The sequence below is a fragment of the Gemmatimonadota bacterium genome (assembly GCA_030747075.1).
In the GTDB taxonomy this organism is placed as follows: domain Bacteria; phylum ARS69; class ARS69; order ARS69; family ARS69; genus ARS69.
In genome coordinates this window covers 111,650-131,973 of record JASLLL010000004.1, presented here as the reverse complement: position 1 = coordinate 131,973, position 20,324 = coordinate 111,650, and the positions used below count along the sequence as shown (strand labels likewise).

Below are 20,324 nucleotides of genomic sequence, written 5' to 3'. Positions count from 1 at the left end.
TCAGCGCAGCGTTCCCGTGAAGAGGACCGCCACATCGGCTTCGGCCCCGATCTCCCCCGCGCGAACAAGCCGCATCAGCCCGGCAAGACCCGCGGAACCGGTCGCGTCCGCGCGGATTCCAACCGCTTCCCGGGCAATGGCATTTGCATCCGCCAGCGTCTCCTCGCTCACGATCACCGGGATACCGCCCGTTCGGATCATTCCGCACACGACGGCGAACCAGTCGTAGGTCTCGTCGTCGAGAATCCCGGTCGCGATGCTGCGGGGAGTTCCCTCCCACGGCCACATGTATTCCGCCCGGTGCGTGACCGCGTGCGCAAGTTCCGTAGCGACGGCGGCCCAGTCCGCGTGTGTTCGCAGGAGATCCGCGCGCGCGGCGGCGCCCTCCGGGATCGCGTGCGGCAACGCACCCTCCGCGTGCAGTGCTTCCAGCGCACGCGACGCCACGCGGTCCCACGCCCGCTCCAGCGGAAACGCGCCACGCGTCTGCACCGTGTGAACACGCGGGAGGCGGGGCAGCACACCGAGCGCCGCCGCTTCCGCCAGTCCCGCCGCGACTCCGCTGGCGAGTGCGCCGCCGCCTGTCTGCACCAGCACATGACCCAGACGGCCCTCCTCGGCCGCGAGCACTTCGGCCATCTCCCAACCCAGTGTGTGTCCGCCCTCAATCGCAAGTCCATTCTCCGGTCCCTGGCAGGTGAATGGAAGCGCGCCGCCCTCCACCGCCTGCCGGAACCGCGTCACGCACGGATCCCCCGGCACCCCTTCTTCTCGTGCGCAGGTCGTGAGCGACGCATCGTGCTCGCGAAGCGCCGACACCACTGCGGGATCCGCATCCGTCGGGATGAAGACCGTGAGCGCTCGCCCCCCCGCCTTCGCGACGATCGCGGCAGCCAGCGCCGCATTCCCGCAACTGGCGATCGCGAGCGGCGCCTTCTCCTTCGTGGAGAACAGGCCCGTGCGGCGGGCGACCTCCAACTGCAGCAGAATCCCGAAGAGATGGCGCGCCTTGTGCGACCCGCCCACATGACCCGTTTCGTCCTTGATGCGCAGCGTTCCGGACGAAAGTCCGACGGCCTCCGCACCCTGCCGGGAGAGCGCGAACGGCGTCACGAAGAACCCGGTTCCGCAGACGGCCCCGACGGCATCATCCAGTTCGCGAACGAGAGACACAAACGCGGCATCGTCCATCCCGTGCGCGAGCGCCAGATGGTACGACCTCAAGCGCGTGCGATAGCGAACGAAGGGTTGGGGGTCTTCGTCAGGCGGGGCCACGCGTTCCGGGTCCAGGAGTCTCACCAGGACATGGTCGACATCTCCCGCTTCGGCCGGTCCTTCGGGACAGCGGAACGGATGCGGAGCGTCCGGCGGGACCCCCGCACCGCACCCGGCGCACACCATCCGGAACGGACCGCTGGTCACGGCTTCCCGCGTGCGCGTGCGTTGAACGCGTCGATCATGTCGTCCCACGCGGGGATCCACTCTCGCAGACCCAGCCAGAACTCCGGCGTGCGTCGGCGTTCAAAGTCGTGAAGGGATACACCCTGCTGCTCGACCCAGGTGAAGTACCCCAGATTGAACACGCGGTCCCGTTCCGGACGCGTGAGTTCCCGGAGATGGTCCACGCCCGCGCCCAGCGCATACCGACCGAACGCTTCCGCCGCCGAAACGGAGTCGATCCCGCCCGGGAAGTCCCGCTCGGCGGTGCGCGTACGCTCCGTCGCATACATTTCCGCGCCGTCGGTCGCCACGGTGTAGATGGCGTCGGTCGCACCGAGACGGAGGTACTTCGCCGTCTTGATGGCTGCCAGAACATTGCAGATCCCGGAAATCCCGAGGTTCGGGAGCATCCCCGCCATCTCGGGGGAGAGTCCGCGTCGCGCCAGCAGGTAGTCCCGCCCGGCGGTCGACGAGAAGAGATGGTTCAGCGAGTCGGTCGCGCGGTCGGAGACGGCGACCACGAAATCCGTATTCATCACATGGTGGATGAGCGGAATGTGTTTGTCGCCGATACCCTGAATGTTGTGTTCGCCAAAACCATTCGAGAGAAGCGTCGGGCACTCCAGTGCTTCGACCGCCACGGTCTTCGACCCGAACCGCTCCTTCAGATAGTCCCCGGCCGCAATGGTCCCGGCGGACCCGGTCGCCGACACGAACGCCGCGGCTGTCCACCCCGGCGTCTTCTCCACGAGCGAGCGATGGATGGTCTCCAGCGCACGACCCGTACACAGAAAGTGCGCCAGGTGGTTTCCGAACTCGCTGAACTGGTTGAAGATGATCGTGTCCGGGTCTTCATCCAGACGAGCGCACTCGTCGTAGATCTCCTTCACATTGCTTTCGCTCCCGGGCGTGCGCACGATGTCCGCCGGGTCCGTCGCCCACTTCTCCAGCCACTCGAAGCGCTCCCGGCTCATCCCCTCCGGAAGGACCGCCACGCCATGGCAATCCAGAATGCGGGAGATGGCGATGCCACCGCGACAATAGTTGCCAGTGGACGGCCAGACCGCGCGATGCCGGGTAGGGTCGAACTGCCCGGTAATCAGGCGCGGCACCAGGCAGGCGTACGCGGCCAGCACCTTGTGCGCACGGATCATCGGGAATCGGTTTCCGAGCGCGACGACAATCGGAGCGGCGACACCCGTCAGTTCAGTGGGCAGCACGAGATGGTCCGGAATCTCCGTGAACCCGCGGCGGTCCGAGGAGTTATGCCAGTGAACGCGGAAGAGGTTGAGCGGATGAGGGGCGTCGGGGTCCACTTCCGCAAGAGCCTCGACCACGGACACGGGAATCGTCGAGGGGTCCGCCAGTTCGGAAAATCGAGGCAGCACGATCGACGCTTCCGCAAATCGATCCACGGTTCGATCATAGACATTGCGGTCCACGATCTCCCGCTCGAGTCCCAGCTTGGCCATTCTGATTCGCCTCCCTCTTCAGGAAAACCGCTCGTCCTGAACGGCCATGCGCTCCCAGAGCGTGGGTGCTTCCGCTGCCGCCTCCGCCCGAAGAGCCTCGATGTCTTCCGCCACCAGCCGACCATCCCGAACGACCACGCGGTCATTCACAATCAACTGGCGGACCACTCCTGTCTTTTCCACCGCGCACGCGTCACGCAGTTCGCCGAAAAGGGCACCGGCCAGATCCCGCCCCGCATCCGGACGGCGCCGGGCGGAGGCCATGTCATCGCCGTGCAGGGCAGCCTCTTCGAGAAGCGCCGCAATCTCCGCGGCGGAGTCCGAAGGGTACCCGTCCGTTCCGAGCGCCACGCGGTCGGCGGCGGCCAGAGCCCCGGGATACCCGACGCGATTCCCCCGGTTCGAGCGCGGATTCTGGACGATCCACAGCCCGTTGTCGCGTGCCATTCTCACCTGATCCGCATCCAGGTGCACGCCGTGCGCAAGGATGGATCCCGCGGGAAGCGCGTCGTGCGCAAGGAGTCGCTCCAGCGGTCCCGCGTGACCGCGCTTGCGGGCATCCGCGACATCGGCGGCATCTTCCGCCAGATGGATGTGCATCGGCGCACCCAGTTCGCGACAGAGCGCGGCCGCTTCGACCAGCGAGTCATCGGAGACGGTAAATGAGGCATGGAGCGCAACCAATCCGCGAAGAAGCGGCGGGGATTCCAGCGACGCGTCGGACTCCCGCTGCGGCGCGCCCCTCCAGGTGAGGAAGCGACGACATTCCTCCAGTCCCTCCCGCGCTTCGATGCGTCCCCGATTGCGCTCTGTGGCGCCGTACCCGAGGGCGGCGCGAATGCCCATTTCCTCGCAGGCGTCCGCGAGGATGTCGAGCGAACCGTCGATCATGCCGGGCGATTCGTGATGGTCAATGAGCGTGGTCGTGCCGAAAAGGAGTGATTCCGCCGCGTAGAGTCTTGCCGAAGCGCGAAGGCTCTGCGCATCGAGTGCCCGGTCGAGCCGCCACCACACGCGCTGGAGAATCTCCAGAAAGTCCGAGGGCGGCGGTTCCGGCGCGGGCATCCCCATCGGTGCGAGCGCGGAGTAAATGTGCGTGTGGGCGTTGACGAAACCGCCGTGGACCTGGCAGTCGGTAGCGTCCAGCCCTGCCGCGTGCAGTCGAGCGAGCGGAGTCACGGCGTCCCCCCCGCATCGTCCCCGGTACGCACACGACGACGCGGCCTCGGCACGCTCATGGCCAGCGCGGCGGGAGAGTCGCGCATGGGCAGATCCGTCCTGCGAATGCCGTCGTGGGCGTGAAGAGCACCGGCCACCGCACCCGCCGTCGGCACAAGACCGATCTCGCCCACTCCCTTGGCGCCGTACGGACCCTCCGGTTCCGGATCCTCCACGAGAATCACCTCCACCACCGGCATATCCGCCGCGCGCAGGACCCCGATTTCCCGAAGCTTCTCTGTCACCGGCCGGCCTTCGGGGCACGGCAGTTCTTCGGTGAGCGCATACCCCAGGCCCATGTGAACCGCGCCCTCAATCTGCCCTTCGCAGAGTGCGGGATTGACCGCCCGCCCGACATCATGCGCGGCAACAAAGCGCTCCACGCGTCCATTCTCATCCAGAATGCACAGTTGCGTGGCGAAGCCGTAGGAAGTGTGCGTCTTGATATCCGTCGCCATCCCGGACGGGTCGGGCGCGACCGTGTCGTCCACCACAATGTCGGACGCGAACACACGCCCGGCCATGTCACGCAGGCTGTGCCCTTCAACCAGTGCTCCCGCGAGTTTCTCCGCGGCACGCTTCACCGCCCGGCCACCGAGAAGCGTCGCGCGGGACCCGGTGGTCTGCCCGCAGTCGAGCGCAAAGGTGGAATCCACGCGGGGATGGAAGACGGACGCCGGAAGCCCGGTGGCCTCCACCGCAATCTGGACGAGCACCGTGAGCAAGCCCTGCCCCATCTCCGTGAATCCGTTCAGTATGGAAACGGTACCGTCATCTTCCACGACCAGTCGCGCCTTGCCCCACTCCACGGCGCCGTTGCCGATGCCGGAGTTCTTGATGCCGCACGCGATGCCCGCAGACAATCCGGCAGCGCGAGCGGCGTCCCAGTGCGGCTTGATGGCGTCGAGCGTTTTCACCATCCCGACCGACTTGTGGAGCACCTGTCCGGTAGTCACGGCATCGCCGACTTCCACCGCGTTCAGGCGACGCATCTCCCAGCCATCCAGCCCCGCCCTCTCGGCAAGCAGATCCATCACGCCTTCCATCGCGAACGAAGCCTGGTTCGCGCCGAATCCGCGCATGGCACCCGCGGGCGGGTTGTTCGTGTGGACGGCCACCGCCTCCACATCCACGCACGGAACCTTGTACGGACCGCACGCATGCCCCGCGCAGCGCTCCAGCACCTTCGCACCCACCGACGCATACGCGCCGGTGTCCCCGACCATGCGCGCCCGCACGACCGTGAGGCGACCCTCCTCGTCACACCCTGCCTCGTAGCGCAGTTCGATGGGATGCCGCTTCGGGTGCACGCGAACCGACTCGCCGCGCGACAGCGTGAGCTTGACCGGCCGATCCGTCATCATCGCCAGCAGCGCCGCGTGCGCTTGAATCGACATGTCCTCCTTGCCGCCGAACGCGCCGCCGTTCGGGACAAGCTCGACGAAGATGTCGTCTTCATCCATCGCGAGGAAGGCCGCGACCTGTCTTCGGTCGTCGAAGACGCCCTGCCCCTGGGTGTAGAGGTGAAGACGCGGCGTGGAGGTTGGGTTGGATGCGCGACGAGCGCGATTCGCCGAAGCGGGAACCGCCACGCAACTCTCCGGTTCCAGGAAGAGGTGCTCGATCCGCTGCGTGCGCCAGACCCCGGCCACCGTGTGCGCACTACCCGCCATCGCCGCCGCGGCGTCACCCCGGCGGACCACCGTACGCGAAAGAAGATTCGGGTTGGCCGGATTGACACGCGGGGCGGATTCGGCGAGGGCCGCCTTCGTGTCCAGCACCGGCGGAAGCGGTTCGTACTCCACGCGCACGAGCGCGGCGGCCTCCCGGGCGATCCGCCGACTGTCGGCCGCGACGGCGGCGAGAATGTCGCCTGTACAGCGCACTTCCTCTCCCGGCGCGACCAGCCCCGGCCAGTCGCGCTCGATGAGCCCGTAGAAACGCTCTCCGGGGACATCGCCAGCGGTCGCCACGGCGTGCACCCCCGGCAGCGCACGCGCTTCCGTGGTGTCGATGGAGAGAACGCGCGCACGGACATGCGCGGACAGCGCCACAGCCCCGTGAAGCACGCCGGGCGGTGAAAGATCGTCGACAAACGGACGCTCCCCGAGAGTGAGTTCGGCGGCCGAGTACTTCCGCAGCCGCACGCCCACGCCTTCGCCCGCGCCACCGGAACGCGCCGGTTCCGGGGGCGATGCGTCGCCGCGTCGAACGGCCGCAAAGAGCTCGATCGCGTCGAGGATTTTCGTGTAGCCCGTGCAGCGACAGAGGTGACCGTGCAGCGCCTTCGCGATGGTCGATCGGGCGGGCGCCGGGTCTTGCGCCACCAGTGCGTACGCCCGAAGGGCAATCCCCGGCGTGCAGAACCCGCACTGGACTCCCGACGCGGCGGCAAAGGAAAGCGCCAGAAGATCCCGATCCGCCTGCGGCACACCGGCGAGTGTCGTGACGGTCCTTCCCTCCACTTTCGCGGCGGGGACGGCGCAGGCGGGCTTTGGCGAACCGTCCACCAGCACGAGGCAACACCCGCACTGACCCTGCGGGCTGCATCCATCCTTCACGGAACGGACGCCGCAGCGTTCGCGAAGGACCTCGAGAAGCGACTCGCCGGATTCGACCGCCACGTCGCGATCCACACCATCCAGCACGAAAGAGAGCGGGGTTGAGTTCATGGGGCGAAGGTAGCACGATTCCAGCAAGGACGGCGACGGCGGCGGGGACGGCCCGGCGGCAGCGGCGCGCGGGCAAGGCGAAGCTGGCGCGGGGAATGGATACCCCGTACACTGCCGCCAGTGCTCCGGTTTCATCCACCGGCCAATCCATGCCATGACTCCGTACGGCACGCCCATCGAAGGGGAACGCCCATGTCTGTCGCACCGGAGCCTCAACGCTCCGCCTGTCTCGAAGTTCTGTCCCGCGCCATCCTCGAAGCCCGCGCGACCGCACACCGTGGGCAGGAGAAGGGCCTGTCCGCAGGGGAGAGCGCGCGGTTGGCGGACCTCATGGAGGCCGTCCACAACATCCCCGCGTTGCTGAACCGGTGGGAAGAGTGCGACGAGGCGTGGCTCACCGAAGGGCTCCGCGTCTACGACTCCGCATGGGCGGAAGGGGGCGGCCCGTCGCTGATTGCCGCATGGGAGAAGTACGGGCTGGACGCGACCGCAGGAGCGCGCTCGTTTCAGCAGGCCGCGAAGACTACGGAAGCCGCCGGATCGCCCTCTCACCGGGCGCGAGGAGACTCATGAACGGAAACCGGTTCATCGCGGAGGGCGTCGGCACATTCGCGCTGGTGTTTGCGGGTTGCGGAGCCGCCATCGTCAACGACTTGTTCCCGGGAACGCTGGGGCACCTGGGCGTATGCGTGGTGTTCGGATTGGTCGTCATGGCCATGATCTACTCAATCGGCAACATCTCCGGAGCGCACATCAACCCGGCGGTCACGCTCGGCTTCCTGTTCGCCCGACGCCTGGAAGGGAAGGCGGTTCTCCCGTACATCGGAAGCCAGCTGGCAGGAGCGATCGCGGCCGCCCTTCTCTTGCGCGTGCTGTTTCCCGAGCATGAGACGCTGGGCGCGACACTGCCGTCGGTGACGGTACCCCAGGCTCTGGTGGTGGAGACGGCTCTCTCCTTCTTCCTGGTCTTCGTCATCCTCAATGTGTCCACCGGGCACATGGAAAAGGGGATCATGGCCGGAGTCGCCATCGGCGGAACGGTCACCTGGGAAGCGCTTCTCGGCGGGCCGCTGACCGGTGCGTCCATGAACCCGGCGCGTTCACTCGGCCCGGCAATCGTCTCCGGCCAGTGGGACGCGCTGTGGCTGTACATCGCAGCACCCATTGCCGGAGCCGCGGCGGCAACATGGGTCTTCCGGTACGTTCAGGGGTCCGTGCCACCTACTCCCGTGGAGGAATAACCGGGGATCTACTCCCCGGCTGTCGGAGTCGTCCGCTTCGCCTCCAGTCCGCGAACGATCACATACGCCACCAGCGCGAACAGGAAGAACACCAGCAGCATCCACGCCACACCCTGAAGCGTGCCGATGATCGTTCGGTAGACTTCCAGCGTCCACCGCTCCGCATTGAGGACGATGGCTTCCGCCTCTTCGGGCCGGGGCGTGATGTACTTCTCCAGATCCCAGACACGAACACCCCCGGACACGCCCACCACATAAATGGCGAATGCCAGGTACCGCCGCCACGCTCCACTGATGTCCTCGGCCACAATCCTGCCGAGAATCGTTGCGATCGACCCCTGAAAGAGCCGGACGACCAACCAACTACTTCGTGAGCGGTGCCAACAAGACGGTTCCGGAAGCGCTGGCCGCCATCGCCACGGGAGAACTGAAGCTCGACGGCTTCCTCGGCCCGGCCCATGTCTCCACGATCATCGGCGCGCGTCCGTACCGCTTCCTTGCCGGGCAGCACGGGCTCGGTGTCGTCATCGCGGGCTTTGAACCGCTGGATGTTCTCCACGCAATCGACATGCTCTGCACGCAGACCGTTCGCGGCCATGCAAGGGTCGAGATCCAGTACGCACGGATTGCCCGCGAAGAAGGAAATCCGCGTGCACTGGAAATCCTGCACCGCGTCTTCGAACCGGCCGACGCATGGTGGCGGGGCATCGGCGTCATCGCGGGAAGTGGACTTGCCATCCGGGAGGAGTTCGCGGATTTCGACGCCGACCGCCGGATCCCCGTAGAGGTGGAGCCCACTCGCGAGCACAAGGGCTGCATCTGCGGACAGATTCTGCAGGGACTGGCCGCGCCGGAGGAGTGCCCGCTTTTCGGAACCGCCTGCACGCCGGAAAACCCCGTGGGAGCGTGCATGGTCTCCAGCGAGGGAACCTGCGCCGCACACTTCAAGTACGGCCCGGACGGAGGCCACCATGCCGACTCTCACTGACGAACACATTCTCCTGTCCCACGGCTCCGGCGGGAAGCTCGCGCACGATCTCGTGGAGGCTGTCTTCCTCCCGCGCTTCTCCAACGCCGCGCTGGATGTCCTGGACGACGGCGCGCTCGTCGGCGACATCCCCGCCGGGCGACTCGCCGTCAGCACGGACTGCTTCGTCGTGGACCCCGTCTTCTTCCCGGGCGGCGACATCGGACGCCTCGCCATCTGCGGAACCGTCAACGATGTGGCCATGACCGGCGCACAGCCGCGCTGGCTGACGGCGGGCTTCATCCTGGAGGAAGGCCTTCCCGTCGCCGACCTGGTGCGAATCGCGGACTCCATGGCCGCCGCCGCGAAGGAGGCGGGAGTGACCGTGGTCGCGGGAGACACAAAGGTGGTGCCGCGCGGGCACGCCGACCGGATCTTCATCACCACCGCGGGCTTCGGCATCCTTCCCGACGGGATCACCCCCACGGGAACCGGCGCCCGCCCGGGCGACGCCATTCTCGCCAGCGGAACACTTGGCGATCACGAGATCTGCCTCATGACGCTCCGCGCCGGGCTCTCGCTCGACGGGGAAGTGAAGAGCGATGTCGCGCCCGTGAACGGGTTGGTGCGCGCACTCGCGGACGACGCCATCCCGCTGCACGCACTGCGCGACCCCACGCGGGGGGGAGTGGCCACGGTCCTGGGGGAGATCGCATCCGCCAGCGGCGTCGCCATCCGCCTCGACGAGGAGCGCATCCCGCTGCGCCCGGGAGTTCGCGGAGCGTGCGAGATCATGGGATTCGATCCGCTCTATCTTGCGTCCGAGGGACGCATGATCGCGGTGGTCCCTGAAGCGGATGCCGACCGTGCTCTGCGCATCCTCCGCACACACGCGGCGGGCGCGGACGCGTGTCGCATCGGAGAAGTGCGCGAGGGTCCGCCCGGACGGGTCACGCTGCGCACCTCCATCGGCGGGGAGAGAATCGTGGATATGCTCACCGGGGAGATGCTCCCCAGAATCTGCTAGGCGCCTCATGCACGAGTACTCCATCACCGAAGCGCTTGTTCATGCCGTGGAAGAGGAAGTGCGCGCTCTTGCCGTCCCCGCCCCCGTCCGGGAAGTGCGACTCTCGCTGGGGCTCTTCTCCGGCGCGGTCCGCGGCCCGGTGGAGTTCTACTATGACCTCCTCACGAGTGAAGGCCCCCTGGCCGGGAGTCGGCTCGTGGTGGAGGAAGTGCCCCTGACGCTGCACTGCAAGGACTGCGGCCACGACTGGATCGGCGAGTCCGCGTGCTTCGTCTGCACGAAGTGCGGTTCTTTCGCGGTTGAAATCACCGGCGGGAAGGAGATGCTCGTCGAGAGCATCCTCTTCGCCGACGAAGAGGAGCGGTGACGATGGAAGTCAAGGTCGTGCGGGACATCATGAAGCTCAACGACAGCGTTGCCGCGAGCAATCACGGCGAACTCGCCCGCCGCGGCATCGTGACTCTGAATCTCGTCTCCTCGCCCGGCGCGGGAAAGACACGACTCCTGGAGGCCACGCTCGATGCGCTGCGTGACGAGACCCCGATCGGCGTGGTCGAGGGCGATGTCAACACCAGTCACGACGCGGAGAGGATTGCAGCCCACGGCGCGCCGGTCGTCCAGGTGAACACCGGCGGCCCGGCGGGAGGCAGTTGCCATCTGGATGCGGGAATGGTCCGCGAAGGTCTGGCTGCGCTGAACCTCGACGGACTGGACCTCCTCTTCATCGAAAATGTCGGCAACCTGATCTGCACCGCCAGTTTCCGTCTGGGCGAGGACCGCAAGGTGACCTTCGTTTCGGTGACCGAAGGAGAGGACAAGCCCGTCAAGTACCCGCTCATCTTCCGAAACGCGGACGCCATCGTCATTACGAAGACGGATCTCATTCCGCATCTCGACTTCGAAATGGACCAACTCCTCGGGCACATTCGCGAAGTCAACCCGGATGCCCCGGTTCTCAAGACGAGCGCACGCACGGGCGAGGGGATGGAGGACTGGTTCCGCTATCTTCGTGAGACCATCGCCGCCGTGCGCGAGGAACGAACCGCGTGACCGGGCCGCCGCGTGAATCGCGGGCCGGTTTTTTTGGACACCCTCCGGGCAAACCTGTACGATGCTTTCCCCTGAATCCAAAAACAGAGGAATAGTGGAGGAAGTAAGCATGAGTGTTCTTGTTGCGACGGAAGCGCCGGACTTCACCTCGGCCGCGGTCCTGCCGAACGGGCAGATCCAGGACGACTTCTCCCTGTCGGGCCTGAAGGGCCGCTATGTGGTGCTCTTCTTCTGGCCGCTGGACTTCACCTTCGTCTGCCCCACCGAGATCATTGCGCACGATCGCAGGCTGGACGCATTTCGGGCGCTGGGCGTTGAGGTGGTCGGGGTCTCGATCGACTCCCACTTCACGCACGCGGCATGGCGCCAGACCCCGGTCGAAAAGGGCGGGATCGGACCGGTCGGCTTCCCGATGGTCGCGGACATCACCCACAAGATCACGCAGGACTACGGCGTGGAGCACCCGGCCGGTGTCGCGCTGCGCGCGTCCTTCCTGATCGACAAGGAGGGCATCGTCCGGCATCAGGTCGTGAACGACCTGCCGCTCGGCCGGAATGTGGACGAGATGCTTCGCATGGTCGAGGCCCTTCGTTTCGCGGAGGAGCACGGCGAAGTCTGTCCGGCCGGCTGGCAGAAGGGCGAGTCCGGCATGACGGCATCCGCCGAGGGCGTGGCCGAGTACCTGTCCGAGCACGCGCAGACGCTCTGACCATCACATGAACGACGGAGGGCAGTGCATGTCGCTGTGTTCGCCGACGTCGCTTCGCGCAATGGCCGCGGGAGGATTTGCCTGCGGCCACCTCCGCGCTTCTCTGCGCACCGCACTCATCCTGACGCTCTGCTTCACGGCCGCCGCCACCGCCGCCTCCCCCTGGACACCGCTCGCCGAAGGGCTCGATCTCGCGCGATTCCCCACGGGCGGCGACAACACGACCGTCACCGTCCTCCGGGCCGACCCCGCGCTGTGGACGCCGGACCTCCTCTGCGCCAGCGAACTCACCGACGGCGCGCGCAAGACCGCTCGCGACTGGTGCGCGGACCATGATCTCGTCGCCGCGATCAACGCGGGAATGTTCGCCACGGACTACTCGACCCATGTCGGCTACTGCCGAGTCGGGAGTCACACGAACAGTTCGCATGTGAACGACTACCAGTCGGCCGTGGCGTTCGACCCGGTCCGCCCCGGAGAATCCCCCTTCCACATCTTCGACCTCGATGTGCCGGGAGTCTCGCTCTCTCGCATTCGCGAGGACTACCGCTGCGTCGCGCAAAACCTCCGGCTCATCAAGCGCCCGGGCGAGAATCGCTGGAGCCCCCAACCCCGCCGCTGGACGGAAGCCGCTCTGGGCGAAGACTCCTCCGGCCGCATGCTGTTCATCTTCTGCGAAGAGGCGCTCTCCATGCACGACCTGAACGAGCTTCTCCTGTCGCTGCCCGTGGATCTTGTCTGTGCACAGCACCTGGAGGGCGGACCGGAGGCGCAGCTGTTCGTCCGCGTCGGGGACACCGAACTGGAACTCATCGGCGGATTCGAGACGGGCTTCTACGAGTCAACCGCAACCCTCCCGGCGACGCGGATCCCGTTTGTGATCGGCCTTCGTCGGGGTCAGTGACGCCTCGGGGCACCCCGGCTATCCGCTGAGAATCTCCTCATAAGCGGCGACCGTCCTTCTCGCGATGGGTTCGCCCGCAAACTCCTGTTGCCCCAGTGCCCGCGCGCCCGCCGCGAGGCGCGTCCGAAGGCCTTCATCACGAAGGATGGCCGTCACGCGCTCGGCCAACGCCTCCACGTCCCCCACCGGCCGCACGAACCCCGTCTCTCCTTCGCGAATCATGTCCGGAATCCCGCCCGAGTCCGTACCCACCTGCGGAAGCCCGACCGCGCAGGCCTCGCCCAACGCGACCGGCGCCGACTCCTCCAGCGACGGCATCAAGAGCACCGACGCCCGTTCGTACTCTTCGTAGAGAGTCTCATTCGGAACGAGTCCCAGTATCTTTACCCGGTCGGCCATTCCACACGACGCAATGTAGTCCGCCACCTGATCGTCCAGTTCCGTCCGGCCGGGCACGCCGAGAAGATGCATCGTGGCGTCCGGGATCTCCTTCAGCACACGGTTCATCACGCGGACGCTTGTCATCGGATCCTTGCGCTGCCTGAGACCACCCACGACCAGCACATGGGGCCGTTCGGGTCGATTCCGGATCGCAAACACCTTTTCACCGACCGGGTTGTTCACTTCAACGAGGCGATAGTCGCCCTCCGGAGGCAACGAGCGCGCGACATGGCCGGAAGTGATGAACACATGCCGGAACCGACCGGCCTGCCGGTAAGCATTCCGGCGGCGGATTCGGTCGCCCTGCCGCGTGATCCACGCCGGGTGTTCAATCGGTTCGTTCCACATGAGCCCGTGAACCGTCACCGCCCGCGGACACCGCGAATCCAGCGCCCCGGCGGCCGGAACTCCCAGCCCCTGCGCGTGTACGAGATCGGGCCGGATGCGCCCGAGAACCCGCGCCATCTTCCAGCGCTGCGGGAGCCGGTTCGTCACCGCGGAGAACCGCACGCGATCGGTGAGAAAGTGGATGGTGGCACCGTCGCGTTCCGTGGTGATGTCCCGCTCGACGGAGGGGTCGCAGCAGACCACATGGAGCTCGATTCCCGGAATGGCCGCCAGACAGCGGGTCATGTGCGCCCCGACCGCTGTCACGCCCCCGGGAACGAGTTCCGGATCCCACGGGTAACTCGTGATCATCGCAACTCTCATGCGCGCACCGACCTCCTTATCAACCGGATCATCCTCTCACCATCCACACAACCCCGACCGCCAGGGCAAAGAGACCGCTCACAAGCGTGATCGGCCGAAGAGCGCGCGGGCCGAGTCGTGCCGTAAGGCTCCCGAGCAATCCGGCGAACACCCCCATCGACACGGTCGCGGCAACAAGATACGCCGAAAGGAAGACTAACGCCTGTCCCGCCGGCAACGCCAGCGAAGGCACGACACCGACCAGATGGCCGGTTCCCGCAGCTCCGTGCAGCACGCCGATTCCCCAAGCCGCGCGGCGACGGTGACTGTGCTTCCGGCCGCGCGCGTGATCTGTGTCGCCCAGGTGAACATGAATGTGCTCATGGCCGCCGCCCGCGTCGCCTTCGCCATGCAGGTGCTTGTGCCCGTGCGCGTGCACAACGAGCGTTCGTGATCGACGAATCGCCCAAAGACCCACCGCCACCAGCACCACGCCCACGATGCGCTCCGACCAACCGCTCACGGCATCCACATCAATCAAGGAACGACCCAGCACTCCGGCCAGCCCCAAGAGAACCACGCCCGTTCCATGGCCGAATCCCCAGAAGAGGCCCACTCCCACCGCCCGCGCCGGACGGCCCGCAGCCATCGGTGCCAGCGCGCCCAGATGGTCCGGCCCGGAGACTACATGCAGCGAACCCGCGGCCAGGCCGGAGAGAAACGGCAGCACGAGCGGCACTCTCCTTTCCCCGGGCAGCGCCCGAGCAAGCGGAAGATCCTTCCGGACAAATCGAAGCTACCGCTCTCCACTTCCTTCCGGCAATATCTCTCTCGCGGGTGCGCGGTGCATCCGCCGTTGCGAAAGGACCCCCATGAGCGACGGATTCGTGATCGCCATCGATCAGGGCACCACGGCATCCACCGTGCTCGTGATCGATCATGCGGGTTCCATCCGCGGCCGCGCCTCCTCCGAGTTCACGCAGCACTATCCCCTGCCCGGACGCGTGGAACACGACGCGGAGGAGTTGTGGCGTGTCACGCTGGCCGTGGTGGAGGCGGCGCTCGCCGATGCGGGAGCATCCCCGGACGACATTCGCGCCATCGGCATCACCAACCAGCGCGAGACCTCGCTCCTGTGGGATCGCGCAACCGGCATCCCCATCTCCCGCGCCATTGTCTGGCAGGACCGACGAACCGCGCCGCTCTGCGACAAACTGAAGCGGGAAGGGCTGGAGCCGATCTGGCGCGAGAAGACCGGCCTCCTCATCGACCCGTACTTCTCCGCGACGAAGATCCGCTGGATGCTCGACCATCACGACGGCCTTCCCGCCCGCTGTGCGAACGGCGAGATCGCTTTCGGCACGATCGACACCTGGCTCGTCTGGAAGCTCACCGGTGGCGCTCGCCATGTCACCGACCCCTCCAACGCCTCGCGCACGCTCCTCTACAATATCCGCACGCTCGACTGGGATTCCGACATTCTGGAGCGGCTCGATATTCCGCGTGCCATTCTCCCCGAAGTCGAACCGTCGTCCGCCGTCTATGGAGAGACCGACCCCGGCGCATTCCTCGGGAGACGCATCCCCGTGTCCGGAATCGCGGGGGACCAGCAGGCCGCGCTCTTCGGGCAAGCGTGCCACCGGCCCGGCATGGCGAAGAACACCTACGGCACCGGCTCCTTCCTGCTGCTCCACACGGGACATCACCCCGCGCCCGCGCGGGAGGGACTTCTCTCGACGATCGCGTGGAAGATCGGTGAGGAGCCGGTGGAATACGCGCTCGAAGGCGCCATCTTCATCACGGGCGCCGCCGTCCAGTGGCTGCGCGACGGCCTCGGCATCATCGAGACCGCGGCCGAAAGCGAGGCGCTTGCCGCCTCCGTGGATGACACCGGCGATGTCTTCTTCGTCCCGGCGCTCACGGGGCTCGGCGTCCCGCACTGGGACGCCTACGCACGCGGGACGATCGTCGGGATCACGCGCGGCACAACGCGCGCGCACATCGCGCGGGCAACGCTGGAGAGCATATGCCACCAGACGCGCGACGCCATGGACGCCATGCGGCGCGCCTCCGGCGTGGACCTGACCGAGCTTCGCGTGGACGGGGGCGCGGTCGGCAATCGATTCCTCATGCAGTGCCAGAGCGATCTCCTCGGCGTGCCCGTGGAGGTCCCCGAGATCACGCAGACGACGGCACTCGGCGCCGGGTACCTGGCAGGACTGGCGGTCGGCTTCTGGAGCAATCGCGACGAACTCGCCGAGAAGTGGCGCATGGCGCGCCGCCACGAACCCGCCGTCCCGGAGGAGGAGAGGAATCGACGCCATGCCCGCTGGGCGAAGGCCGTCACCCGCTGTCGGGACTGGGCCGCGCCGACTTCCGCCGAAAGCGAAGGAGACGAAGGCGCCACGCCTGTTCCCGCGGCCACGGTCGCGGCTCAGACCGCCGACAACGAACTTCTCTCGCTCTGGAACCGCTTGCGCCCCTACCCCGGTGGCGCGTGGCTCTTCAGCCGCCTTCTCGGCAAGCGCGTACCCTACACGCACACGATCCGACCGCGCGTTGTCGAACTGGCCCCCGGCCGTGCCACTGTGCGCCTGCGAGACTCCCGGCGCGTTCGCAACCATCTGCGATCCGTCCACGCCGTGGCTCTCACCAATCTCGGCGAAGTCACGAGCGGGCTCGCCACGCTGGCTTCTCTTCCCGCCGATGTCCGCGGCATCGTCACGCATCTCTCCACCGAGTACCGCAAGAAGGCGCGCGGGCCGCTGACCGCCGTGGCCCGCTGCACACCGCCGCGCGTCCCGCCGGAAGGCGCGGACTTCGACGCCACCGCCGAAATCCTCGACTCGGGCGGCCAGGTCGTCGCGGTAACGACCGCGCGGTGGAGGCTCGGCCCCGCATGACCGCGCTCATCGACACGCCGCTCACCCGCCACCTCGGCATCGACACGCCGCTCATCTGCGGCCCGATGTACCCGTGCAGCAATCCGGAACTGGTGGCCGCGGTCTCGGAAGCGGGCGGGATCGGCGTGGTGCAGCCGGTGTCGCTCACCTATGTCCACGGGCATGACTTCCGCGAAGGCCTCCGCCATATCCGGTCGCTCACCTCCCGCCCGATCGGCATGAACGCGCTCATCGAATCGTCCTCGAGGAAGTACCGGCAGCGCATGGAAAGCTGGATCGATATCGCGCTGGAAGAGGGCGTGCGTTTCTTCGTCACTTCCCTCGGGAACCCCCGGTGGGTCGTGGAGCGCGCCAGGGAGGCAGGCGGCATCGTCTACCACGATGTCACCGAACTGCGCTGGGCTGAGAAGAGCCTTGCCGCGGGAGTCGACGGCCTGATCTGCGTGAACAACCGCGCCGGGGGACACGCGGGCGGGCGCACCGCCGGTGATCTGTTCGCAGAGCTGGCCGGACTCGGTGTTCCGCTTGTCTGCGCGGGTGGGATCGGCACGGAGCACGACTTCGCCGACGCCATCCGGGCGGGCTACGCGGGCGTGCAGATGGGGACGCGTTTCATCGTCACGGAGGAATGCACCGCCCCGGCGGACTACAAGGCCGCCATCATCGCTGCCACCGCGGACGACATCGTGCTGACGGAGCGCCTCACCGGTGTTCCCGTCTCGGTGATCCGAACGCCTCATGTGGAACGCACCGGGCTTCATGCGGGACCGGTCGCCCGCCGTCTCCTTCGGCATCCCCGAACGAAACACCTCATGCGAACCATCTACACGCTGCGTTCAGTATGGAGCCAGAAGCGCGCCGCGCAAGGCCGCGCCGACTCGCGCGCCTACCTTCAGGCCGGGAAGAGCGCGGGGGGCGTATCGTCCATCCTGCCCGCGGGAGACATCGTTCGGCGCTGCGCGGCGGCCGCCTCCTCCCCGGACTGACGAACAGGGCGCTATCGCAGTTCCCGGCGAAGGATCTTCCCGACGGCGCTCTTCGGAAGCGCCTCGCGAAACTCCACAACGCGCGGCACCTTGTACGCCGCCAGCCGCTCCCGGCAGAACGCCCTCACCTCTTCCGCCGTGAGGGCGGGATCCCGCCGCACAATGACGACCTTCATTGTCTCGCCGGACTTCTCATCCGGCACACCCACTGCCCCCGCCTCCGCCACGCCCGGGTGCTCGCCGACGACCTCCTCCACCTCGTCCGGGTACACATTGAACCCGCTGACGATCGCCATCTCCTTCGCGCGCCCGACGATCTTCACAAACCCGGCCGCGTCCATCGTCGCGAGGTCCCCCGTGCGAAGCCAGCCGTCTTCGCCCAGGACTGCCGCGGTCTCCTTCGGGCGGTTCCAGTATTCCCGCATGACCTGCGGGCCACGCACGCACAGTTCCCCGATTTCTCCAAAGGGAACTTCCTCGCCGTCCGGCGCGCGAACCTCGCATTCGGTGGAGGGAAGCGGCGGGCCGACATTCCCGGTGTACCCGGTCGCGGAAAAGGAACTGAGGCAAACCGCCGGGGACGCCTCTGTCAGCCCGTACCCCTCGACCGCGGGAACGCCGGTCACCTCCTGCCAGCGCGCCGCCACCTCCGGACGAAGCGCCATCCCCGCGCCCAGTCCCAGACGAAGGCTGGAGAAGTCCAACCGGTCGAACCCGGGCGCGTCCAGGAGGGCGCGGAAGAGCGTGTCCACGCCCGTGATGTAGGTGAAGCGCGAGCGCGACAACTCCCGCACGAAGGACTTCTGGTCGCGCGGGTTCGTAATCAGCAGGTTTTCCGCTCCGGCATGCAGGAAGGTGAGCGCGTTCGCTGTGAGCGCAAAGATATGGTACAGCGGCAGCGCGGTCACCATGACCTCTCTCCCCGGACGCACCTCCTGCCCGATCCACGCGCCCGCCTGCAGCACATTCGCCACCATGTTTCCATGAGTCAGAACCGCGCCTCTGCTGGCTCCCGTCGTGCCGCCGGTGTACTGGAGAAACGCGATCTCGTCCTGCCCCACCGCGGGCGCGTCAAACGGAAGCGCCGCACCGCTTCGCATCGCCGTTCGCCAGCGCACAGCCCCCGGAAGCGACCAACGGGGAACGGCACGCTTCGCATACCGGACCACCGCGTTCACAAGGGCCGATCGCGGGAAGCCCAGCGCATCCCCCACACCCGTGACCACCACCGATCGCACGCCGGTCCCGTGGATCGCGTTCTGGAGCACGCGCGCACAGGTCTCCAGAATCACCATCGCCGAAGCCCCTGAGTCCGTCAGTTGATGGTGAAGTTCACGCGCCGTGTAGAGCGGGTTGATATTGACCACGACAACGCCAGCACGCATCGCACCAAAGAGCACGACCGGGTATTGCAGAAGATTCGGCAACATGATCGCAAGGCGGTCGCCCCGGGTGAGACCGAGATCACGCGTGAGATACGCCGCAAAGTCACGACTCGCACGCTCCGTCTCCGTGAACGACAGCGTCCGCCCCAGATTGGTGAAGGCGGGTCGATCCGGAAACCGCGCCACCGCGTCCAGGAAGAGATCGCCCACGGAGGCGAACTCACCGGTGTCCACTTCCGCCGGGACTCCGGCCGGGTAACTCCCCGCGAACCTGCCCGCTGAAGATCCCACACCAGCCTCCCGGTTCACGCTCTTGGCGGAGTGTCGTTTCCCCGGAAGATACCACACCGTGGCACCTTATCCTCACGGGTGGGCAATCCTTGACGGATTACCTCGTGCGTGGCCTGATTCGACGAAGAGAAAGGACGGTAACCGGATGACGATGCCGCAGACATTCGACAAGGCCGTCGCGCACCGGGCCTTCGCGGTGGAGAACAACAACCTCGCGTGGGACCTTCTGGAACGAGCGGGCCGGTCCGATGAAGAAGACCGCGTCATGCTGGACGCTGCGCATACCGCGCGTCTTCACTGGTCGTTTGCCGGAGAGGCGATTCACGCCCTGCGTGCCAGTTGCCTGGTGGCTTGTGTCCATGCCGCGCTCGGCCTCGGCGCGTCCGCGTTGAACGCGGCACGGCACTCCGAAGCACTGGCCGACGATACGCCGGAGGGACTGGCGGACTGGGATCTGCCTTTCGTTCATGACGCGCTGGCCCGCGCGTTTGCCACGCTTGAAATGGAGACTGAAGCGATGGCCTCTCGCGAACGCGCACGCGACGCGGGGGATCTCATCGCAGATGCGGCGGACCGTGAAGTCTTCGACCGCTGGTTCGCGACGAACCGGCCCCCAACCCCAACCGGAGGACTCTGATGGACTGCTCGATGTTCGATTGCGCGGACGGCGTACTCGGCGCGCTCGGAATCGCGGCGCTTTGCGGCCTTGCCGCGGGCGTCATTTTCCTCGTTCCCGCGATTGTCATGTGGTTGTGGAACCGCACGATGCCCGACATCTTCCGCCTGCCGACGATCGCCTACTGGCAGGCGTTCCGCCTGTTCATCCTGTGCATGATTCTCTTCGGGGGCGGCGCACACAACTGCTAGGGATCATCACTACCGCGGGGGGAGCGAGAGCGTTTGCCCATCGCTTCCCCCGTCTTCTCCC

At 66.9% G+C, this 20,324-nt stretch carries 20 protein-coding genes; 12 read left to right on the top strand and 8 right to left on the bottom strand.

What is annotated here, in order from left to right:
• Genes QF819_02605 through xdh form a run of 4 tightly spaced genes read right to left on the bottom strand, consistent with a single transcriptional unit; the run spans position 1 to position 6,802 of the window.
• On the bottom strand, positions 1-1,470 hold the full coding sequence (locus QF819_02605; GenBank protein ID MDP6802052.1) for a pyridoxal-phosphate dependent enzyme: 1,470 nt from the start codon (positions 1,468-1,470) through the stop codon (positions 1-3).
• The gene (locus tag QF819_02600) at positions 1,419-2,912 is read right to left on the bottom strand and encodes a pyridoxal-5'-phosphate-dependent protein subunit beta (protein ID MDP6802051.1); all 1,494 of its coding nucleotides are present in this window, start codon (positions 2,910-2,912) and stop codon (positions 1,419-1,421) included. The genes QF819_02605 and QF819_02600 overlap by 52 nt, the downstream gene beginning before the upstream one ends.
• An 18-nt stretch (positions 2,913-2,930) precedes the next feature.
• Positions 2,931-4,091, bottom strand: a complete 1,161-nt coding sequence (locus QF819_02595; protein MDP6802050.1) for an amidohydrolase family protein — start codon at positions 4,089-4,091, stop codon at positions 2,931-2,933.
• Positions 4,088-6,802 carry a selenium-dependent xanthine dehydrogenase gene (gene xdh, locus QF819_02590; GenBank protein ID MDP6802049.1) on the bottom strand — a complete coding sequence of 905 codons (2,715 nt, stop codon included), beginning with the start codon at positions 6,800-6,802 and terminating at the stop codon, positions 4,088-4,090. Before xdh ends, QF819_02595 begins: the two co-directional genes overlap by 4 nt.
• 192 nt (positions 6,803-6,994) lie before the next feature.
• On the opposite strand from xdh, the gene QF819_02585 reads away from it, so the two are divergent.
• Together QF819_02585 and QF819_02580 are read left to right on the top strand one after the other, a co-directional pair.
• A complete protein-coding gene (locus QF819_02585) occupies positions 6,995-7,375 on the top strand; it encodes a hypothetical protein (protein ID MDP6802048.1) in 381 nt (126 codons plus the stop codon).
• Entirely contained in the window at positions 7,372-8,043 is a 672-nt protein-coding gene (locus QF819_02580; protein ID MDP6802047.1) for an aquaporin, read from the top strand. Before QF819_02585 ends, QF819_02580 begins: the two co-directional genes overlap by 4 nt.
• A gap of 8 nt (positions 8,044-8,051) precedes the next feature.
• On the opposite strand, the gene QF819_02575 is transcribed toward QF819_02580, so the two are convergent.
• Entirely contained in the window at positions 8,052-8,402 is a 351-nt protein-coding gene (locus tag QF819_02575; GenBank protein MDP6802046.1) for a hypothetical protein, read from the bottom strand.
• Positions 8,403-8,413: 11 nt separating this feature from the next.
• On the opposite strand from QF819_02575, the gene hypD reads away from it, so the two are divergent.
• The 6 genes from hypD (at position 8,414) to QF819_02545 (ending at position 12,700) form a co-directional block, all read left to right on the top strand.
• Positions 8,414-9,031: a hydrogenase formation protein HypD gene (gene hypD, locus QF819_02570; GenBank protein ID MDP6802045.1), complete on the top strand. Its 618-nt coding sequence runs from the start codon at positions 8,414-8,416 to the stop codon at positions 9,029-9,031.
• Positions 9,015-10,037, top strand: coding sequence for a hydrogenase expression/formation protein HypE (hypE, locus tag QF819_02565; protein MDP6802044.1), 1,023 nt, complete (start codon positions 9,015-9,017; stop codon positions 10,035-10,037). Before hypD ends, hypE begins: the two co-directional genes overlap by 17 nt.
• 7 nt (positions 10,038-10,044) lie before the next feature.
• The gene (locus QF819_02560; GenBank protein MDP6802043.1) at positions 10,045-10,404 is read left to right on the top strand and encodes a hydrogenase maturation nickel metallochaperone HypA; all 360 of its coding nucleotides are present in this window, start codon (positions 10,045-10,047) and stop codon (positions 10,402-10,404) included.
• A 2-nt stretch (positions 10,405-10,406) separates the two neighbouring features.
• A complete protein-coding gene (gene hypB / locus QF819_02555) occupies positions 10,407-11,087 on the top strand; it encodes a hydrogenase nickel incorporation protein HypB (protein ID MDP6802042.1) in 681 nt (226 codons plus the stop codon).
• 109 nt (positions 11,088-11,196) lie between these two features.
• On the top strand, positions 11,197-11,796 hold the full coding sequence (locus QF819_02550) for a peroxiredoxin (GenBank protein ID MDP6802041.1): 600 nt from the start codon (positions 11,197-11,199) through the stop codon (positions 11,794-11,796).
• 28 nt (positions 11,797-11,824) lie between these two features.
• Positions 11,825-12,700, top strand: coding sequence for a phosphodiester glycosidase family protein (locus QF819_02545; GenBank protein ID MDP6802040.1), 876 nt, complete (start codon positions 11,825-11,827; stop codon positions 12,698-12,700).
• Positions 12,701-12,718: 18 nt separating this feature from the next.
• Here QF819_02545 and QF819_02540 read toward each other — a convergent pair whose 3' ends face one another.
• Positions 12,719-13,852 (bottom strand): glycosyltransferase family 4 protein, encoded by a 1,134-nt coding sequence (locus QF819_02540; GenBank protein ID MDP6802039.1) that lies wholly within the window; start codon positions 13,850-13,852, stop codon positions 12,719-12,721.
• A 28-nt stretch (positions 13,853-13,880) separates the two neighbouring features.
• Complete coding sequence (locus QF819_02535) at positions 13,881-14,570, bottom strand: hydantoin utilization protein A (protein ID MDP6802038.1); 690 nt, start codon at positions 14,568-14,570, stop codon at positions 13,881-13,883.
• A 133-nt stretch (positions 14,571-14,703) separates the two neighbouring features.
• Between QF819_02535 and glpK the strand changes: the two genes are divergently transcribed.
• Together glpK and QF819_02525 are read left to right on the top strand one after the other, a co-directional pair.
• Positions 14,704-16,734, top strand: coding sequence for a glycerol kinase GlpK (gene glpK, locus QF819_02530; GenBank protein ID MDP6802037.1), 2,031 nt, complete (start codon positions 14,704-14,706; stop codon positions 16,732-16,734).
• Positions 16,731-17,720: a nitronate monooxygenase gene (locus QF819_02525; GenBank protein MDP6802036.1), complete on the top strand. Its 990-nt coding sequence runs from the start codon at positions 16,731-16,733 to the stop codon at positions 17,718-17,720. Before glpK ends, QF819_02525 begins: the two co-directional genes overlap by 4 nt.
• An 11-nt stretch (positions 17,721-17,731) precedes the next feature.
• Here QF819_02525 and QF819_02520 read toward each other — a convergent pair whose 3' ends face one another.
• Positions 17,732-19,396 (bottom strand): AMP-binding protein, encoded by a 1,665-nt coding sequence (locus QF819_02520; GenBank protein MDP6802035.1) that lies wholly within the window; start codon positions 19,394-19,396, stop codon positions 17,732-17,734.
• 151 nt (positions 19,397-19,547) lie between these two features.
• Between QF819_02520 and QF819_02515 the strand changes: the two genes are divergently transcribed.
• Complete coding sequence (locus QF819_02515) at positions 19,548-20,033, top strand: hypothetical protein (GenBank protein ID MDP6802034.1); 486 nt, start codon at positions 19,548-19,550, stop codon at positions 20,031-20,033.
• Positions 20,033-20,263 carry a hypothetical protein gene (locus QF819_02510; protein MDP6802033.1) on the top strand — a complete coding sequence of 77 codons (231 nt, stop codon included), beginning with the start codon at positions 20,033-20,035 and terminating at the stop codon, positions 20,261-20,263. The genes QF819_02515 and QF819_02510 overlap by 1 nt, the downstream gene beginning before the upstream one ends.
• The last annotated feature ends 61 nt before the right edge of the window (positions 20,264-20,324 follow it).

Bases quoted from the DNA above. Each gene is read 5' to 3' on its own strand.
- QF819_02600 (MDP6802051.1), bottom strand. From the start codon at position 2,912: ATGGCCAAGCTGGGACTCGAGCGGGAGATCGTGGACCGCAATGTCTAT.
- xdh (MDP6802049.1), bottom strand. From the start codon at position 6,802: ATGAACTCAACCCCGCTCTCTTTCGTGCTGGATGGTGTGGATCGCGAC.
- QF819_02585 (MDP6802048.1), top strand. From the start codon at position 6,995: ATGTCTGTCGCACCGGAGCCTCAACGCTCCGCCTGTCTCGAAGTTCTG.
- QF819_02580 (MDP6802047.1), top strand. From the start codon at position 7,372: ATGAACGGAAACCGGTTCATCGCGGAGGGCGTCGGCACATTCGCGCTG.
- hypE (MDP6802044.1), top strand. From the start codon at position 9,015: ATGCCGACTCTCACTGACGAACACATTCTCCTGTCCCACGGCTCCGGC.
- QF819_02560 (MDP6802043.1), top strand. From the start codon at position 10,045: ATGCACGAGTACTCCATCACCGAAGCGCTTGTTCATGCCGTGGAAGAG.
- hypB (MDP6802042.1), top strand. From the start codon at position 10,407: ATGGAAGTCAAGGTCGTGCGGGACATCATGAAGCTCAACGACAGCGTT.
- QF819_02550 (MDP6802041.1), top strand. From the start codon at position 11,197: ATGAGTGTTCTTGTTGCGACGGAAGCGCCGGACTTCACCTCGGCCGCG.
- QF819_02545 (MDP6802040.1), top strand. From the start codon at position 11,825: ATGTCGCTGTGTTCGCCGACGTCGCTTCGCGCAATGGCCGCGGGAGGA.
- QF819_02540 (MDP6802039.1), bottom strand. From the start codon at position 13,852: ATGAGAGTTGCGATGATCACGAGTTACCCGTGGGATCCGGAACTCGTT.
- glpK (MDP6802037.1), top strand. From the start codon at position 14,704: ATGAGCGACGGATTCGTGATCGCCATCGATCAGGGCACCACGGCATCC.
- QF819_02525 (MDP6802036.1), top strand. From the start codon at position 16,731: ATGACCGCGCTCATCGACACGCCGCTCACCCGCCACCTCGGCATCGAC.
- QF819_02515 (MDP6802034.1), top strand. From the start codon at position 19,548: ATGCCGCAGACATTCGACAAGGCCGTCGCGCACCGGGCCTTCGCGGTG.
- QF819_02510 (MDP6802033.1), top strand. From the start codon at position 20,033: ATGGACTGCTCGATGTTCGATTGCGCGGACGGCGTACTCGGCGCGCTC.